The sequence below is a fragment of the Arthrobacter sp. P4_F11 genome (genome assembly GCF_056401395.1).
Genome location: NZ_JBFUJK010000004.1, coordinates 29,646 through 46,786 on the forward strand (window position 1 = coordinate 29,646; position 17,141 = coordinate 46,786).

Annotated in this window: 15 protein-coding genes; 6 read left to right on the forward strand and 9 right to left on the reverse strand. The window is 68.2% G+C overall.

The features are described 5' to 3' along the window. Window positions 1-15: 15 nt before the first annotated feature. The gene (locus AC1DRO_RS06070; RefSeq protein ID WP_476950178.1) at window positions 16-1,005 is read right to left on the reverse strand and encodes a M56 family metallopeptidase; all 990 of its coding nucleotides are present in this window, start codon (window positions 1,003-1,005) and stop codon (window positions 16-18) included. 6 nt (window positions 1,006-1,011) lie between these two features. Further along, entirely contained in the window at window positions 1,012-1,398 is a 387-nt protein-coding gene (locus AC1DRO_RS06075; protein WP_018772400.1) for a BlaI/MecI/CopY family transcriptional regulator, read from the reverse strand. 320 nt (window positions 1,399-1,718) lie between these two features. On the opposite strand from AC1DRO_RS06075, the gene AC1DRO_RS06080 reads away from it, so the two are divergent. From AC1DRO_RS06080 to AC1DRO_RS06095, 4 genes are all read left to right on the forward strand, one after another. Continuing rightward, window positions 1,719-3,314: a cytochrome ubiquinol oxidase subunit I gene (locus tag AC1DRO_RS06080; protein ID WP_243179398.1), complete on the forward strand. Its 1,596-nt coding sequence runs from the start codon at window positions 1,719-1,721 to the stop codon at window positions 3,312-3,314. A gap of 62 nt (window positions 3,315-3,376) precedes the next feature. Further along, on the forward strand, window positions 3,377-4,426 hold the full coding sequence (gene cydB, locus AC1DRO_RS06085; RefSeq protein ID WP_223917101.1) for a cytochrome d ubiquinol oxidase subunit II: 1,050 nt from the start codon (window positions 3,377-3,379) through the stop codon (window positions 4,424-4,426). An 8-nt stretch (window positions 4,427-4,434) separates the two neighbouring features. Next, complete coding sequence (cydD, locus tag AC1DRO_RS06090; protein WP_476950179.1) at window positions 4,435-8,109, forward strand: thiol reductant ABC exporter subunit CydD; 3,675 nt, start codon at window positions 4,435-4,437, stop codon at window positions 8,107-8,109. Between the two features lie 21 nt (window positions 8,110-8,130). Beyond that, window positions 8,131-9,222, forward strand: a complete 1,092-nt coding sequence (locus tag AC1DRO_RS06095; protein ID WP_476950180.1) for a GNAT family N-acetyltransferase — start codon at window positions 8,131-8,133, stop codon at window positions 9,220-9,222. Window positions 9,223-9,303: 81 nt separating this feature from the next. Here AC1DRO_RS06095 and AC1DRO_RS06100 read toward each other — a convergent pair whose 3' ends face one another. The 7 genes from AC1DRO_RS06100 to AC1DRO_RS06130 all read right to left on the reverse strand — a co-directional run bounded on the left by AC1DRO_RS06100 (window position 9,304) and on the right by AC1DRO_RS06130 (window position 16,165). Next, window positions 9,304-9,822, reverse strand: coding sequence for a DinB family protein (locus AC1DRO_RS06100; protein ID WP_476950181.1), 519 nt, complete (start codon window positions 9,820-9,822; stop codon window positions 9,304-9,306). Window positions 9,823-9,998: 176 nt separating this feature from the next. Next, the gene (locus AC1DRO_RS06105) at window positions 9,999-10,622 is read right to left on the reverse strand and encodes a DUF305 domain-containing protein (protein ID WP_476950182.1); all 624 of its coding nucleotides are present in this window, start codon (window positions 10,620-10,622) and stop codon (window positions 9,999-10,001) included. A 761-nt stretch (window positions 10,623-11,383) separates the two neighbouring features. Then, window positions 11,384-12,835 carry a multicopper oxidase family protein gene (locus AC1DRO_RS06110; RefSeq protein WP_476950183.1) on the reverse strand — a complete coding sequence of 484 codons (1,452 nt, stop codon included), beginning with the start codon at window positions 12,833-12,835 and terminating at the stop codon, window positions 11,384-11,386. A gap of 8 nt (window positions 12,836-12,843) precedes the next feature. Then, window positions 12,844-13,101, reverse strand: coding sequence for an SHOCT domain-containing protein (locus tag AC1DRO_RS06115; RefSeq protein WP_459384420.1), 258 nt, complete (start codon window positions 13,099-13,101; stop codon window positions 12,844-12,846). A gap of 170 nt (window positions 13,102-13,271) precedes the next feature. Beyond that, window positions 13,272-14,675, reverse strand: a complete 1,404-nt coding sequence (locus AC1DRO_RS06120) for an MBL fold metallo-hydrolase (RefSeq protein ID WP_476950184.1) — start codon at window positions 14,673-14,675, stop codon at window positions 13,272-13,274. A gap of 123 nt (window positions 14,676-14,798) precedes the next feature. Continuing rightward, a complete protein-coding gene (locus tag AC1DRO_RS06125; protein ID WP_459384422.1) occupies window positions 14,799-15,557 on the reverse strand; it encodes a sulfite exporter TauE/SafE family protein in 759 nt (252 codons plus the stop codon). After that, complete coding sequence (locus AC1DRO_RS06130; RefSeq protein ID WP_476950185.1) at window positions 15,554-16,165, reverse strand: rhodanese-like domain-containing protein; 612 nt, start codon at window positions 16,163-16,165, stop codon at window positions 15,554-15,556. The genes AC1DRO_RS06125 and AC1DRO_RS06130 overlap by 4 nt, the downstream gene beginning before the upstream one ends. Window positions 16,166-16,289: 124 nt before the next feature. Between AC1DRO_RS06130 and AC1DRO_RS06135 the strand changes: the two genes are divergently transcribed. Then, a complete protein-coding gene (locus tag AC1DRO_RS06135) occupies window positions 16,290-16,547 on the forward strand; it encodes a metal-sensitive transcriptional regulator (RefSeq protein WP_476950186.1) in 258 nt (85 codons plus the stop codon). Window positions 16,548-16,697: 150 nt separating this feature from the next. After that, window positions 16,698-17,081 (forward strand): VOC family protein, encoded by a 384-nt coding sequence (locus AC1DRO_RS06140; RefSeq protein WP_223917085.1) that lies wholly within the window; start codon window positions 16,698-16,700, stop codon window positions 17,079-17,081. The last annotated feature ends 60 nt before the right edge of the window (window positions 17,082-17,141 follow it).

The window sequence follows — 17,141 nt, forward strand, 5'->3', positions numbered from 1 at the left end:
GGCAGGGAGCCGGACTTAGCCGAGCAGGCCGGGGACCAGCAGCAGGGCCGTCGGCACGGCCAGCAGCAGCACGCAGCAGGCCAGGACAGCGGCGCGCAGCGGTTCCGGCAGCGGCGGCTGCGGCGAGAGCAGGCGGCTGACGCGTGACGCCGTCGTACCCGCCGAGCCGCTGCCTCCGGTGGCGCCGGGCTGGCTGGGGTCGCCGTCGGCCACGCCGGGCTCGCCGAACGCCAGGCGCACCGCGGGGGTGGCCGGGGACCCGCTGGCCACAATGGCAATCGCCCTGATCAGGGTCGCCTTGCTCTCCGTCTTGAGCGCGACGTCGTCGGCCAGCATCTCGATCAGAGAGTTGACCGACTCCTGCGCCAGCCGGGTGGTGGGCAGCCAGGGCAGCGCCTGGCGCCACGCGGCGAAGGCCCACAGCAGGAGGTGGTGGCGCTGGCTCAGGTGGGCGTTCTCGTGAATCAGCACGGCACGCAACTCATCGGGCTCCAGGGCGGCCATGAGGCCGTCGGAGAGAACCGTCACGGACCGTGCGCCGCCGGGCAGGCAGTACGCCACAGGCGAGTCCACGTTCAGGACCATCGTCCCCGGGCCGTCGGAGGACGGCGAAGCCAGGAGGTCCAGCAGCTCGCGGTGGCGGCGGCGCTGGCGCTGGATCTTGTAGTAGGTCAGCAGCAGGGTAAATACCAGGTGCGCCGTCAGCAGGGCCGCGGCCGAGAGCGCAAAGATGTGCCAGAAGCCCAGTTCCGTGGTGGGGGCATTGTGGAAGACCATGCCAGCCAGCGCCCGCAGGCCGGAGAGCAGGTTGTCCCCGACCGGCTCGAGCCCGTAAACGAGCATGGCGCCGATCATGGACAGGCCACCGGCCAGCGCGATCGCCTGCCACAACAGCATCGCAGTGAAGGGGGAGCGGGCCGGCCATTGGGCACGGGAAAGGAGGATAGGCACCGGCCACGCCAATGCTATCGCCAGGACCGCCAGAAAATATGAGGTCCAGAACATCGGGCGCTAGCTGCGGCCCAAAAGCTTGCGCAGGGTTTCTGCCTCGTTATCCGTGACGGAACCAATGAACCGGGCCAGGACGGCTTCGCGGTCCGGAGCGGAGCCGAGGACCTCGTGCATGAGTTCCGCGGTGTGGTCCGCGCGGCTCGAGACGGCCTGGTAGCGGTGCGGGCGGGTGCCGCGTTCGCGTTCCACCAGGCCCTTCCGCTCAAGGCGCGAGAGTACGGTCAGCACCGTGGTGACCGCGAGGTCTTTGCCCACGTGTCCGGCGCTGCCGTCCTGGGGCTGGGTGCTTTGTGCGAGGAGGTCCCGCAGCGTATTGGCTGTCGCAGCTTCTTGGCCTGCCCAGAGCAGGTCCATCACTGCCCGTTCCAGTTCACCGAGACTTGCCATTGCGTACATCCTTCTATGCCTGCCGCGCCGGCGTCATGCTGGGAAACTGCTGGTGCCTGCCGGGGCGGTGTATGTGAATACTTCGTTTACAAATTTACAGCGTTTTGCGCATTCTTTCTACATGAAGTAGAACACGGCCGCCCGGCGTGTCGCGCCGCCGGCCCCGGGGCGGCGGGACAGGGGCTTTCTTCCATTGCAGGCCGTGACGTGCCGTGGGAGTCTGAGTTACGGGGAAGCGAGGATGTGTTCTACACTCTGTAGAAGAATCATTTCTACGCCACGTAGAAGTTGCTCGGACCTAGCCAAAAGTAGGGACTGCCTTGGACGCCTTGGAAATCGCACGCTGGCAATTCGGAATCACCACGGTCTACCACTTCATGATGGTGCCGCTCACGATCGGCCTAGGGCTGGTGGTGGCTGTGATCCAGACGCTCTGGTACCGCACCGGCAAGCCCGAATATCTGCGCATGACCAAGTTCTGGGGCAAGCTCTTCCTGATCAACTTCATCATGGGCGTGGCCACCGGAATCGTGCAGGAGTTCCAGTTCGGTATGGCCTGGAGCGAGTACAGCCGCTTTGTCGGTGACGTTTTTGGCGCCCCGCTGGCCCTGGAAGCGTTGTTGGCGTTCTTCGTCGAGTCAACCTTCCTGGGCCTGTGGATCTTCGGCTGGAAACAGCTCAAGCCCGCCATCCACCTGGCCTGCCTCTGGATCGCCGTCATTGGCTCCGTCTTCTCGGCCTACTTCATCATCGTGGCCAACAGCTGGATGCAACACCCCGTCGGCGTCGAAATGGTCAACGGCCGCCCCGTCATGACCGACGCGTGGGCCGTCTTCACCAACAACACTGCCCTGGTCGCCGTGCCCCACACTCTCTTCGGCGCCCTCGCCGTCGCCGGCGGGTTCCTGCTCGGCATCGCCTGGTACCACCTGTGGCGCCGCCGCCACGACGGCATCGACACCATCGGGGCCGACGGCAAGGTGATACCCGGCGAAGCCGCCGGCATCCTCGGCCGGGACCGCAGCGACCACACCGTCTGGATCCGCTCGCTGAGGATCGGCGCCGTCGTCGCCATGATTTCCTTCGCGGGCACCGCCGTCACCGGAGATCTGCAGGGCAAGCTCATGTTCGAGCAGCAGCCCATGAAGATGGCCGCCGCCGAGGCAGCCTGCCATGATGGCACCGGCTTCTCGGTCCTCAGCGTCGGCAACCTCGGCGCCAAGAACTGCGATGACATCGTGGCCGTGATCGAGGTCCCCGGCATCCTGTCCTTCCTGGCCAAGGGCGACTTCACCACGGAGGTCAAGGGCGTCAACAGCCTGCTGGGCGAGTACCAGGACAAGTACGGCACTACCCTGCCGGACAACCCCATCTACGGGGACCGCGCCGGACAGCAAATCCAGTACGTGCCCGTCATGGAAGTCACCTACTGGGGCTTCCGGATGATGATCGGCTTCGGCGGCGTGGCCGCCCTCGCCGCCCTTCTGGCGCTGTGGGCCACCCGCAAGGGAACCGTGCCGGCCTCCCGCGGCCTCATGCGCCTGGCGGTGTTCGGGATCCTCGCACCGTTTGGTGCCAACGCGGCGGGCTGGATCTTTACCGAGATGGGCCGCCAGCCGTTCGTCGTCGCCCCCAACCCGGACCCCAGCGGCATCGACCAGGTCTTCATGTTCACCGCCGCGGCCGTCTCACCGGGAGTCTCGGCCGGAGAGATCCTGACCTCCCTCGTGGTCCTGACCTCCATCTATGCTGTGCTGCTGGTGGTGGAGGTCAAGCTCCTGGTCAAGTACATCCGCGGCGGCGTGGCCTCGGCCATGCCGGAACTTGCCCACGCCCCCGTTGACGAAAACGAGGACAACACCCCCCGGGGCGGTCCCGGCAAACCCGACGACGACGTCCTGGCGTTCGCCTACTAGGCGCCCGCCCGGCACCCCACCACCCAGCAACCCACACGAAAAATACGCAGAGGATTCTCAGCATGGAACTGCTACCCACCATCTGGTTCGTTGCCATCGCGGTGTTGTGGACGGGCTATCTCTTCCTCGAGGGCTTCGACCTCGGCGTCGGCATGCTGATGAAGGGATTCGCCCGGAACAACACCGAACGCCGCGTCCTGATCAACACGATCGGCCCGGTCTGGGACGGCAACGAAGTCTGGCTCCTGACCGCCGGCGGCGCCACCTTCGCGGCGTTCCCGCTCTGGTACGCCTCGCTGTTCTCCGCCCTGTACCTGCCACTCCTGCTGGTTCTCGTGGCGCTCATTTTCCGGGCGGTCGCCTTCGAATACCGCGGCAAGGTGGACAACCCCCGGTGGCGCGCCCGCTGGGACTGGGCCATCTCGGCAGGGTCGTTCGTCGCGGCCTTCGGCGTCGGCGCCGCACTGGCCCTGACCACCACGGGACTGCCGCTGAACGCCAACGGCGACCGCGAGGGCGGCCCCTTTGCCTGGTTCAGCGGCTACGCCGTGCTCGGCGGGCTCGCCGTCGTCGGATTCTCCCTCCTGCACGGTCTCGGGTTCCTGGCGCTGAAGACCGACGGCGAGGTTCGCCACCGGGCGCGGGCCTGGTTCGTCCGGCTGCTGCCTGTGCTGCTGCTGCCCATGGCCGGCTGGGCGGTGAGCCTCCAGCTCCTCAGCGGCGAGGCCTGGACCATCGCTGCCGTGGTCGCCGCCGTCGTCGCCGCGGTCCTGGCGTGGAATTTCGCCCGCAAGGGTGCCGAAGGCCGTGCCTTCATGTCGCTGGGTGCATTCCTCCTGCTCGGCAGCGCCTCCATCTTCGGTGCCGCCTTCCCCGTGGTTCTTCCGTCCACGCTGGATCCCGCGTTCAATCTCACCGTCTCCAACGCCTCGTCCTCGGACTACACCCTGGGCCTGATGAGCATTGTGGCCTGCATCGGGCTGCCGCTGGTCCTGGCGTACCAGGCCTGGACGTACTGGGTGTTCCGGCGCCGGGTGAGCGCAGCGCATATCCCGGAGGCGCACAGCTTCCTTCCCGCGATCGCCGCCAAAGCGCTGGCACCGAAGGACTAACTTCCCAGATGAGACCGTTCCCCGCCGGCCCCTCGACCCGTTCCGCCCTCTACCTGCTGGGACTGCTTGCCGCCCTCAAAGCGCTCTCGCTCGTGCTCATGGCGCAGGCCGTCGCTTCGATGCTCGCCGGGCTCGCCGCTCATGACCCCGCCTGGGCAGACCAGCTGGTTCTGGGCGCCGCGGGGGCAGTGCTGCGCTCACTGACGGTATGGGGCCAGTCCGTGGCCTCACGCCTGGCGGCGCTCGGCGTGAAGGAGGAGCTGCGCTCGCAACTGCTGGAGCAGGCGCTCAGGAACGGCACGCGGTCTGCCGGGCCCGCCGACGGCGGCCTCGCCGTGCTGGCCACCCGGGGGCTGGATGCCCTGGATAGCTACTACACCCAGTTCCTGCCCGCGCTGGTGAACTGCGCGGCCATTCCGCTGCTGCTGGGCGCCCGCATCCTGTTCGCCGACTGGGTCAGCGCCGTGGTGATCGTGCTGACGGTGCCGCTGGTGCCGCTGTTCATGATCCTGATCGGGCGGTACACCGAGGAACGTGTCAGGGACGCCCAGTCCGCACTGGCACGGCTCTCCGGGCACATGCTCGAGCTCGCCAAAGGGCTGCCCGTCCTCGTGGGCCTGGGCCGGGCCTCAGCCCAGCGCCAGGCGCTGGAGGACATGTCCGAGGAATATCGTTCCCGGACCATGGGGACTCTGCGCACGGCCTTCCTCTCCGCCCTGGCCCTGGAGCTCATCTCGACGATTTCCGTGGCGGTCGTCGCCGTGTTCATCGGCGTCCGCCTGGTCCACGGCGACATGGCGCTTGAGGCAGGGCTGCTTGCGCTCATCCTCGCTCCCGACTGCTACCTTCCGCTCCGGGAGCTCGGCACCGCACACCACGCCAGCGACGACGGCCGGGCAGCGCTCGCCGAAACCACAGCAGTCCTCGCGGATCCCGGAGCCGCACCCCTGGATCCGACGCCGGCCTCCGGTCCTGCTGCCGGCCCGCCCGCCATCACCGTGGACGGACTGACCGTCCGCTTCGGCGGACGCACGGACGCTGCCGTCGGACCGTTGAGCTTCACTGCCGCGGCCGGCCAGATCACGGCACTCGACGGTGCCAGCGGCGCCGGCAAGAGCACCGTGCTCGGAGTCCTCGCCGGGACCGTCGGGACGGACGCGGAGACCGCCGTGTCCGGACGCCTCGGAGGATTCACGACGGCGGAGGTCGCCTGGGTGCCACAGCACCCCGTCATGGTGGCCTCCACGGTGCTGGATGAGATCCGGCTGTATCTCGGCGTTCCCGCCGCCGACGACGGCGTTCCCGCCGCCGCCGGCACCGAGGCGGGCGGCACCGACGTGGGCGCGGAAGTCGATGCGGCAGTGAGGTGCCTGGCAGCCGTGGGCGCGGGGCACCTGGCGGCCAAGCACCTGGCCGAGCTGAGCCCGGGAGAGCTGAGACGGGTTGCTCTGGCCCGCGGGCTGGCGAGGATCGAGGCCGGCGCCCGCGTACTGCTCCTGGATGAACCCACCGCCCATCTGGACCGGGGATCGGCCACACTGGTCAATCGGGCCCTCGCCGGGCTCCGCGGAAAGGTCACCGTGCTGCTCGTTGCGCACGACCGGCACACCCGGGACCTTGCCGACACTCTCGTCGCGGTGACGCCGGGCGCCGGCGGCCACCACGGCGGTGAACCTCCGGCCCTCGTCCCGCCCCTGCCGGCATCCGCCGGGGGAGAGCCGGGCGTGCAGGCGGCGGCCACCCGGGCGCCCTTCCTCGTGGACGCCGCGGCGCCGGGCCACAGCCAGAGCCCGGGCCCAAGCCCGACCCCGGATCCGGGCACGACTCCGGGCCGCCCTGAAACCGGCACCGCACCTGCCGCGGCCGCCGGTTCGGCCAGCTCAATCGGCTCCGGCTCCGGCTCCGACTCCGGTGCAGCCGGCCCGTCCGGTTCGGTCCCTGCCCAGCTGCGTCGCCTGCTGGCCCCGGTCAAGGGCCGGTTCGCCGCCGCCGGAGCCGTAGGCACGTTGGCGGCCCTGTTCGCCGTCGCCCTCGCGGGGCTGTCCGGCTGGCTCATCATCCGGGCCAGTGAACAGCCGCCCATCCTGTACCTGCTGACCGCGATCGTCGGCGTGAGGTTTTTCGGCGTCGGCCGGGCGTGCCTGCGGTACTCCGAGCGGTTGGTGCTGCACGATGCCGTGTTCGCCGCCTTGACCCGGCTCCGGGGCCGGCTCTGGGAGTCGCTGAGCCGCCGCGCGCTGTCCCTGCGCCGGCTCCTGCAGGGCGGCAACGTACTCGGCACGGTGGTGGACGACGTCGACACGGTCCGCGAGCTTTTGCCCCGCGTCGTGCTGCCGCCCGTGACCGCCATCGCTGTCGCCGCGGCCGCAGTGGCCGGGATCGGGCTGCTGCTTCCCGCTGCGCTGCCTGCCGTGGCCGCCGCAGCGCTGCTGAGCATTGTCGTTTCCCCCGCCCTGGCGTTGGCCGCCGACCGCATGTCCGCCGGCACCGAACAAAACCTCCGTTCCGGCGTGCTCCGTCACGTTGCCGCTGCCCTGGACGCCCGCGCGGAACTGCACGCGAACGGCGTCAGCGCCCCCGTGCTCGATGCGATTGGCCGGGCGGACCGGGCCGCGACGGCAGCCTCACAGCGGTCGGCATGGGCGGAGGGTCTCGGCCAGGCCCTGACCGTCCTGGCCTGTGCCGGGGCCGCCCTGGCCAGCGCCGTGCTGGCCGCCCCGCTCGCCCTGAGCGGCGCGGTCGAACCGGAGACTGTTGCCGTCGTCGTCCTCGTGCAGCTGGCCCTGGTGGACCCTTACGCGGCCATCACCACGGCCGTGCGGCAGTATCCCGCGCTCCGCGCCGTGATGCGGCGGATCAGCGCGGCAGGAGTCCTGGAGGCGGGGGCGAACAGTGACGCGGACGGCGGCGCCGCAACGGGCGGACTGGTGCCCGTGGCTTCGCGGCCCGGCGGCCGGCCAGGGATTGAACTCGTGGACCTCGCTGCCGCGTGGCCTGGCGGCGGAAATGTCTTCAGCGGACTCACGGCCGAGGCCGGCCCCGGGCGCTGGCTGGCCGTCACCGGCGCCTCCGGCTCCGGCAAGTCGACCCTCCTGGCCACGGTCCTGGGGTTCCTGCCGGCGGCCGGCGGCCACCTGTACCTGAGCGGACGCGCCGCCTGGTGCCCGCAGGAGGCACACCTGTTCGACTCGACCATCCGCGGCAACCTTCTCCTGGCGCGGCCGGAGCCAGCTCCCGCCGGTACGGACAGTGCGCAGCGTGGACCCGGCGGCGCCGTGGTGGCCAACGGGGACGAGCAGATGCGGGCTTCCCTCGACGCCGTCGGACTCGGCCCGATGCTGGCCCGGCTTGAGGACGGCCTGGACACCCGGATCGGCCCGGGCGGGGCCTTCCTCAGCGGCGGAGAGCGTACGCGCCTGGCCGTTGCGCGCACGCTCATGACCGGGGCCGACGTCATCCTGCTCGATGAACCGACGGCGCACCTCGATGCCGAGTCAGGCAGGCTCATGCTCGCCGAATTGCGCGACGGGCTGCGCGACCGGACCGTTGTCCTGGTCACCCACAACCCGGACGATATCGACGCCGCGGACACCAGACTGGACCTGGACGCCGCAGCCGCGGCTGCCGCCACGGGCGCCGCGGGCGAGGGTCCGGCGACGGCGGCCGTGCTGGCGCGCGGGTAACCCGCCTATTAGCCTGTTGCCATGAACCGCAACGGCGAGCTCCACCCCCGGCCCGCACTCGATCCCCGGCTGTCCTGGCGGCCGGCGGAGCGCCGCAACCTCGACGCGTGGGCTGGCCTGATTGCCCGCACGGCCGCCGTCGAGCAACCCGTCTGGTTCGAGCGCCAGGCGGACCTGGAACAGATCCTGGAGTCCAAAAATAACCCGGTAACGGCGAACACCATCATCGGCTTCGATCCGGAGGGCGTTGCCCGGGCCTACGGCCGGATCACCAAGAACCGAGACGGTGACAAGGCGAACGGCTCCGGCTGCGTTGACCCGGAGTGGCAGGGGAGCGGGATCGGCACCTCGCTGCTGGGCTGGATGGAACAGCGGACCAGGGACCGCTTTGCCGAGGACGCACGGCCTGCCGGCACGGTTGGGGATGCCGGCACGGTTGGGGATGCCGGCACAGTTGGGGATGCCGGCGATGCCGGCGACGGGGGCGTCCCGTGCCCGAGACTGCGGCTCCATACCGAGCAGCAGCACCAGCACCAGGCCGCCTTGTTCGCCGGTTCCGGCTACGGCATTGTCCGCTATTACAACGAGATGCACCGGCCACTGACCCAGGCTGTGCCTGAATCCTTCCTGGACCCCGGACTGGAGCTCGTCACTTTTGGGCCGGAGTTGCATGAACCGGTGCGGCTGGCGCACAACGCGGCATTCCGGGACCACTGGGGCAGCGAGCCCCGCGACCAGGAGGGTTGGGGCTTTGTGGTGAATGATCCGCAGGCCCGGCCGGACCTGAGCGGCGTCGTGCTGGACCGTTCTACCGGCACGGTGGCCGGGTACCAGTTGGCCACCCACGACGTCGAGGCCGCCCTGACCCGCGGCTTCCGCGAAGGCTACACGGAGCTCCTCGGCGTCCGGCGCGAGTACCGTGGCCGGGGCATCGCGCAGGTGCTCTTGGCCGATGCCATGCGCCGCTTCGCGGCCGCGGGCATGGACGTGGCGTCGCTGGATGTCGACTCGGAGAACCCGAGCGGGGCCCTCGCGCTCTACATCAAGATGGGCTATGTGGCCGTCAACCGGAGCATGGCGTGGGACAAGGAGCTTCAGCCGGCCGTGCCGTAGGGGCCGCCTCAGGGAACCGCAGACCCTGCGCCCGCCCGCCGGCCGTCCGCGTGGCTGCCGTCCGCGCGCCAGTTCTTCGCGTTAGCCGTCCACGTCGTGGAGGTGGTGGACTACGTCGTGTAGGAAATACTGCGCGAAGGTCAGGACAGTGAACACCGAGCCGTTGCTCCGGGTCCCCAATCGGACCCAATCCTCCTCCTTTACCCGTGCGAAGGACGCGGCAATCTGCTCGCCCTCCGCCGTCAGCTCGATGCCGACCTGGGCTGGATCGGCGTTGGCGTAGTCCTGCTCGATTGCCGTCTTGTCCTGGTCCCAGTCATCGAACCGGGCATCGTCCTCGGACAACATGAGGGACAGGCGGTGATCGAAAAGTGTGAAGACGTCCCGGACGTGGCAGCCATACTCGAGGACGGACCACGTGGCTTCGTTGGGCCGTTCCGTCGCGTCCGGCCGTCGGAGGGCTGCACGCCACCGCGGGAGCATGCTGATGACGATCCCCGGCACCGTGGCCGGGGTCGCGGTGGAGGCATCGAAACCGCACTCGGGGCAGGGCTGCGACAGGACCCAAGTCCAGTCCTTGGAATCCGGAATGATAGGCATTCCAGCAGTGTAGGTGCATTCGTTCCGCCGGGCATCCCGGCCCGTCGCTGCAGCCGGTGCGGCACCCAGGTGCGAGGCCAAAGCAGCACCGCCGTCGGCCGATGCTTTGGACTGCGTCGGCCGGGGCCGGGACGCTGCTGGCCCCGGTCCGAAGGCGGACCGGGGCCGGGACTCTGCTAGAGGCTGGCCAGCAGATCCTTCATCTCCTGGATTTCAGCTTCCTGGGCGGTCACGATTGCCTTGCTGAGGCTGAGGGCGTCAGGGTTCTTGCCTTGGCTGCTTTCAGTCTTGGCCATCATCACCGCGCCCTCGTGGTGGACGATCATCTGGGCCAGGAACAACGTGGCCGCGTCGGCGCCCTGGGCGGCATCGAGCTTCTTCAGGTCGTCATCGCCCATCACCCCGTCACCCATGCCATGGCCGGACGCCATCTGGGCGGGTTCGTTCCAGGTCTTGAGCCAGCCCGTCATCTGCGCGATTTCGGGTGCCTGTGCGGCCTTGATCTTTGTGGCGAGCGCGGTGATCCGCGCGTCCATGCCCTGCTTCCTGAGCATCATGTCGCTCATTTCCACGGCCTGGGCGTGGTGCGGGATCATCCCTTGGGTGAACATGGTGTCTGCCGCGTTGTGGCCCGCGGTTGCGGGCGCTGAGCTTGACGACATGCCCAGGCCGCCGCTGCCCATGCCCGGCATGGTGCCGGCGGGTGTGCTTCCGGAGGTGCCGGCGCAGCCGGCAAGGGCGATGGCGGCGGAAATGCCGAAGGCAGAAATTGTGGCAGAAATGGTCAGGGAGTTCTTCATGGGGTCAGGTCCTTCAATCATCAATCGGCGTTGTGGCACGCCTGCGGATGACACGCCCGCGCCGCTGGAAGAACGGGATGGAGCGTGTCGGGTAAGTGGGGACGCCGGACAACGACACGGCGCGATCCCGTCTTACGTCCGGCTGATGGAAAGATCGCCCGGCGAAGGACTTGCGGGGAGATAGCAGCAGGCCCTGACGGCGGCGTCGCCGTGCGTGTCCGGGTTGTGCATCGAGGCCGGCGCCATGCCAGGTGGCGGCGCGGCCAGGGACGTCATTGCCGCCGAGGGCACACAGGCCGAGTGCATTGACGCAGCGTCGGCGCAGTTCGATTGGCATATGCACGACACCGCGGGGGCAGCGGCCCGGCTGCCGGCCGTCAGGTCGGGACCGGCTGGGGTCGCAGGGCGCGGAGCCAAGGAGTCATGGCCCATAGTGCGCTCTTGCAGGGCATGGGCGGCCGGATGAGGTGCGAGGTTGGTCTCCGGCCGGGAAGATGACCCCGCGGCTTCCGCGGAGGATGTCACCGCGGTCATGGCATGAGCGCCATGCATTCCGGTCATGATGTGCATCCCGAGGAATCCAGCCACGACGGCCAGCAGGCCCACTAGCAGGAATCCGCGGCGAAGGGCGGTTGCGGCATGGCTCATGAAAGCTGCGGCCATGGCATTCTCCCTCCGGTTGGCAGTGTTGGATGGTAGCCAGGTCAAGGCTACAGGCTGGGCATTTGCCGGGCCGTCGTCGGGATACTTGCTCCCCGTGGCTAGCGGACTTCGATGACGCCCATCATTCCTTGGTCCTCGTGGTCCAGAATGTGGCAGTGGTACACGGAGCGGCCGGTGAAATCCTTGAAGTGGATCCGGACCCGCACCTGTCCGTTGGCGGGTATGTTGACGACGTCACGCCAGACGGGCTGGCCCGGCGTCTGGCTCTGTTCCTCGATGATCTGCATCGGCCAGACGTGCAGGTGGAAGGGATGGTCCATCGGGCTGGGATTGATCAGGGTCCACTCCTCCACCGTCTGCGCGGCAACGGTGGTGTCCGTCCGGCTTGCGTTGAATTCACGGCCGTTGATGGTGAAACTCATTCCCATCCCCATGCCCATGCCGCCGACGGCGAAGGTCAGCTGCCTGCGGGCGGCAACGGCCGCGGTCCTCAGGTCTGCCGCTGCGGTCCGGGACGGCACCGCCGGAGGAGGAGCGGCCGGGGCACCGGTGACCGAGAGGGTCGCCAGCACGAGATCCCCTGTGCCCTGGGCGCTGTTCGGGGCTGGCCCTGCCGGTCCCATCATGCCGGCCATGCTGCCACGGTTGTAGTAGACGGCACTGAGAGTGGCGTCGCCCTCGACAGCTGTGACCAGGACATCTGCACGGTTGCCCGGCGCCAGCAGCACCTCGTCCGTGTTCCGGGGTGTGGGGAAGCGGCCGGAATCGATGCCGAGGAGCTGCATCTGCTGCCCGTCCAGGCGCAGCTGCAGGTAGCGCGCCACGCACGTGTTCACGATCCGCCACCGCTCACGCTCGCCCGGCCGGGCGGAAAGTTTCGGGTTGCTTTGTCCGTTGACCAGGACAAGTTCACCTTCCCGGCCGAGCATCCGGTCCATGGGCGAGGGGCCGCCGACGGTTCCGGAGCCGTCCAGGGTGATGTCAGAGACGACCATCACCCGCTCGCGGCTGACGTCCACGGGCTGTGCGTCCTCGACGATGATCGCACCGAACAGGCCGGCGAAAATCTGATCGGCGACCATGCCGTGATGATGGGGGTGGTACCAGTACACGCCGGGCGGATGGTCCGCAGGGAGCCGGTACTCGTAGCGGAACGAGTGGCCGGGCTCGACGACGTTGAAAACGTTGTCTCCGTTGCCCTGGGGTGAAACGTGGAGTCCGTGGACGTGCAGGTTTGTCGGGACGTCCATGCTGTTGACCAGTTCGACGGCGAACACGTCCCCACTCCTCAAACGCAGGGTTGGGCCGGGGATTCCGCCGTTGTAGCCAAGCGCCGAGGCCTGCTGGCCGCCGAGCTGCACTGAGCCAGCGGACGCTTCGAGCCGGACCTGCAACCGTCCGTTGCTGCTGCGCAGCTGCTTCGGGTCGGTGAAGTCTCCGCCCGCGACGGTCGAGAACCGGGAACTGACCGTCCACCAGAGCCCGGCTCCGCCGGCGGCTATGGCTGCCGTGCCGAGGCCGCCCAGCAGGAGCGCGTTCCGGCGTCTCATTGGGAGCACTATTGGTCCTCGCCGAGAACCTTTAGCTGCTCGCGGTATTGCTCCGCCGTCAGTTCACCCCGGGCAAAGCGTTCATCGAGGATCTGCCGGGCCCGGCTCCTGCCGGGGTAGGGACCCTGCGGTCCCTGCATCCCGCCGTGAGTGCCGCCTCCGGCAAACATGCGCACGGCGACCAGTACCAGCAGCGCTATGCCGATGAGCAGGAGTATGCCCCACATCCACATCCAGGCCATATTCATGCCGTAGCCCCACATCAAGACCGGTGCCCTTTCGCCTCAGACCATTGCTATTCCGATTCTTTGGCCGACCTCGGCTGACCGGTAGAGTCCGAAGGCCTCCCCGCCCCGGGAGCCTTCGACGCCGTCCGGGGCGGTCACCGTTGGCTTCGCGTGCCCCCCGGCGTGGCGACGGACGTCCCTTCCCAGGGTCAGCGGGATGAGGCCACGGAGGGCCGGTGGGCGGCCCAGGCCGCGTAGCTGCCGTCGAGTTCAACGATGTCGTACCCGGCGCGGCGCAGGGCGCTGGCCGCGACGGAGTTGCGGATGCCGCTTTGGCAGTAGGTCACGATAGTGCCTCCGGCCGGGAGTTCGTCGAGGTGCCACATGACGCGGCCGCCGCTGAGCTGGTGGGATCCGGGGATGTGTCCGGCCAGGTGCTCGGTGCGGTTGCGGACGTCCAGCACCATGGCAGCGTCAAAGTCGGCCAGATCGGCAGGCTGGATCAGCCGCGGGGTAGAGGTTGGGAGGCCTTCGACGCCGGTGAGGTAGCCGGCGATGTTGTCGATGCCGACGCGGACCAAGTGATCCCACATCTCTTGGGCCTGCTCCGGCCCGGCGGCCAGCAGAACCAACGGGTTCTTATCGGTTTCCGGGTTCACGACCCAGGCGCCGTAGCTGGCCACTGACTTGCCGGCGGGGATGTTCAGGGAGCCGGTGACGGTGCCCTCGTGGACCTCGGTGTTGGAGCGGGTGTCTATGAAGGTTGCCTTGTCCGCAGCCAGATCCCTGGTCACGGCGGCGATGTCCAGCTCCTGCAGCGGGGCACGTTCCCTCAAGATTGCCGGGCCGATACGGTTTTCGCGCTTCATCCGCCCGAAGTAGGCGTGGGCGTCCGGCTGGCCGTCGAGAAGCTCATTGACGAACCCCTGCTCGTCGTTCGCGGCGAGGTACGGGCCCCACCAGGCGTAGAGCCGTTCGTAACCGACGGTGGTGGAGGGGATGGCGCCCAGGGCCTTGCCGCAGGCGCTGCCGGCGCCGTGGGCCGGGTGGACCTGGACGTAGTCGGGCAGGGGCAGGAATTTGTCCCGCAGACTGGCGAAGAGCTGCCTGGCACCCTCAAACCGGGTGTCCACGCCGCCGGCCGCTTCGTCCAGCAGGTCCGGGCGCCCCAGGTCACCGGAGAAGACGAAGTCACCGGAGAGCAGGTAGCCGGGCTGGTCGCTGAAGGCGCCGTCAGTCACCAGGAAGGACAGGTGCTCCGGGGTGTGGCCCGGGGTATGAAGAGCCTGGATGGTGATGTTGCCGAGGGCGATCCTGTCGCCGTCGTAGAGCCGTTCGCCGTCGAATTCGTACTGCCAGTCCGGGCCGCCTTCGCCGGAGACATAGATCGTGGCGCCGGTGGCTGCGGCCAGCTCGCGGGTGCCGGAGAGGTAGTCGGCGTGAATGTGGGTTTCGGTGACGGCCACAATCTTCATGCCGTTCTTCTCGGCCAGTTCCTGGTACACCGCGATGTCCCGGCGGCCGTCCACAACAACAGCCTCACCCTTGGCCTGGCAGCCAATCAGGTAGCTGGCCTGGGCGAGGTCTTCATCGTAAATGCGCTCGATAAGCATTGGTGCTCTCCTTCGTGGGGGAAGTTTGGTATCTGATCCTGCGTGCCGGCTGTGCCAGGTTTTCGGTACGGCGTTAGGGGTGCCGCCGGAGCTTCTCCAGCGGGAGGGTTGGGGGTTGGCGGGTCAGGCGGTGACGGTGCTCGTTGTGACCCATGCCGCTACGACAAAGATGAGCATCGCGAAGGAGACCCGGATGTGCTTGTCCTGCAGCCGGCGGGCAAGCCGGGCAGCAAAGAGGGATCCAAGGATGGCCGGGACCGCGAAGCCCAGGACCGTGGGCCACTCGATCGTGAAACCTGCGGCGTGGGCCCCGAAGCCCGCCGTCGAATTGATCACAATGATGGCCAGGGAGGAACCGACTGCCTGTTTCATGCGCAGCCCCAGGAACAGTGTGAGAGCCGGGGTGATCAGGAACCCTCCGCCCACACCCAGCAGCCCTGTGAGGAACCCGACCAGGAGGCCAACCCCGACGGCCTTTGGGGCGCAGGTGCGGAAAGCCCTGGTGGGCCCGATGCTGCAGGAACCGTCGGTTTCCTTGGTCCGCGCGAGCATCCGGATCCCCGCGATCACCATGATGGCAGCGAAGGCGAGCATCAGGATGTTCGGATCAAGCAGGCGGCCCAGGGCGGTTCCGGCCCAAGCGGCAGGGATGCCAGCGGCACCGACAATCAGGACCACTGGCCAGTTGATGCCTTCACGGAGCCTGGGCACCAGTGCCGCCAGGGACGAGATGCCCACCACGAGCAGGGAGGTGGGAATGGCCTCCGCGGGGCTCATGCCCACGCCGTAGACCAGGGCGGGAACGGCGATGATCGACCCGCCGCCACCCACCACACCGAGAACGATGCCGACGACGAGCCCCAGAGACAGGGCCGCGATCATGCTGCCGGAGTCTGCTCAGCCGGAACAACCGGGAGGTTCATGATGGCGGTTTCGCGCGTGGGCTCCGTGGCGGACTTGTTCCACGGCATGGCCGAGATGGCCCGGCCCATGGCGCAGGTGTTGGTCGCCGCGGAAAAGGTCAGGCCGGCGCCGATGACGCCGGCAAGCGTCCGGATCCTGGGGGAGACGAACTTGCCGCCAGCCAGGCCGAGGACCACCAGCGACCCGGCGGCGAGACGGACCTGCCGCTCCAGGTCCCAGCGTTCCTTGCCCTTGACCACGTCACCCCCGGCCGCTGCGAAGCCGGAGACGCCGCCGGTCAGGACGTAGGCCGTATTGATGCCGGAACTGCCGAGGCGCTGCCGCGCCTGTTCAGCGCGGGCCCCTGACTGGCAAACGAGGACGACGCGGCTACCCAGACGGGCGGCGAGCTCATCGGTGTGTTCGGACAGCAGCGGCAGCGGCACGTTGTATGACCCGCGGATGTGCACGGACTCGAACTCAGCGGCCGAGCGGACGTCAATGATCATGAGGTCCTGATGCTCGGGGACCCAGCTGCGCAAGGTCTCCGGAGCGAGAGCGGCAATGGCGGTGGAAGGCGAAATCATGGGGGCCTCTCGAAAGGGGTCGTGGGTGAGTACCCCACCGAGTATGGCAGATACCCATGGGGGTATGCAAAATACCCGGTGGGGTATATGGTGATGGCAAGCCCCCTACGCCTTTGGAGACCTCATGCAACTCGATCCGACTGCACTAACCCCCGTGGTCAACCGCCTCAAGCGCGCCCAGGGTCAGCTCGCTGCTGTGACCCGCATGCTGCAGGAGGGCGGGGATTGCAGGGCCATCGTCACGCAGTTGGCGGCCGTCTCGAAGGCTCTGGACAAGGCCGGATTCGCGATCATCGCCAGCGGACTTGAGCAGTGCCTCGTCCGCGAAGACACCACCATGGACCGGAAGGAGCTCGAAAAGCTCTTCCTCTCCCTCGCCTAACCAGCGGCGGACATCAGGGCGCCGTGTCGGGGCCGTTCCGCACCAACGCCCCCGCCGGCCAAGGAAATCAGCGTCGCGGTTTCTCAGGTACGTGGGGGATGTGGAGGAGTATCATTCCTTCCGGGGGGCGGGCCTGGAAAGAGAATAGCCATGCTCAAGGACAAGCAAGTCGGCGCAGTGCTACCGGCAGCGGACATCGCCCGTGCACGGGATTTCTACCGCGATAAGCTCGGGCTCGAACCCGAGAACGCGGATGCCGAGGACAACCTGCAGTACAAGTGTGGTGGCGGTACCGGGTTCCTCCTGTACCAGACGCCCAATGCCGGAACGGCCAAGAACACGCAGATCGGCTGGGTGGTCGATGACCTTCCGGGTGCCGTTGCGGAACTCCGAGCCAAGGGAGTCGTCTTCGAAGAATACGACTTCCCGGGCCTAAAAACGGAGGACGGCATCGCCACCACTCCGGACGGAAGCTCGGCGGCGTGGTTCCTGGACACGGAGGGCAACATCCTGAGCCTCAACCACATGCCCTAGCGCCGGCCCACAGGATGCGGGCAAGGCTTCCGGGACTGAGATCGCCGGAGGCAATCCCGG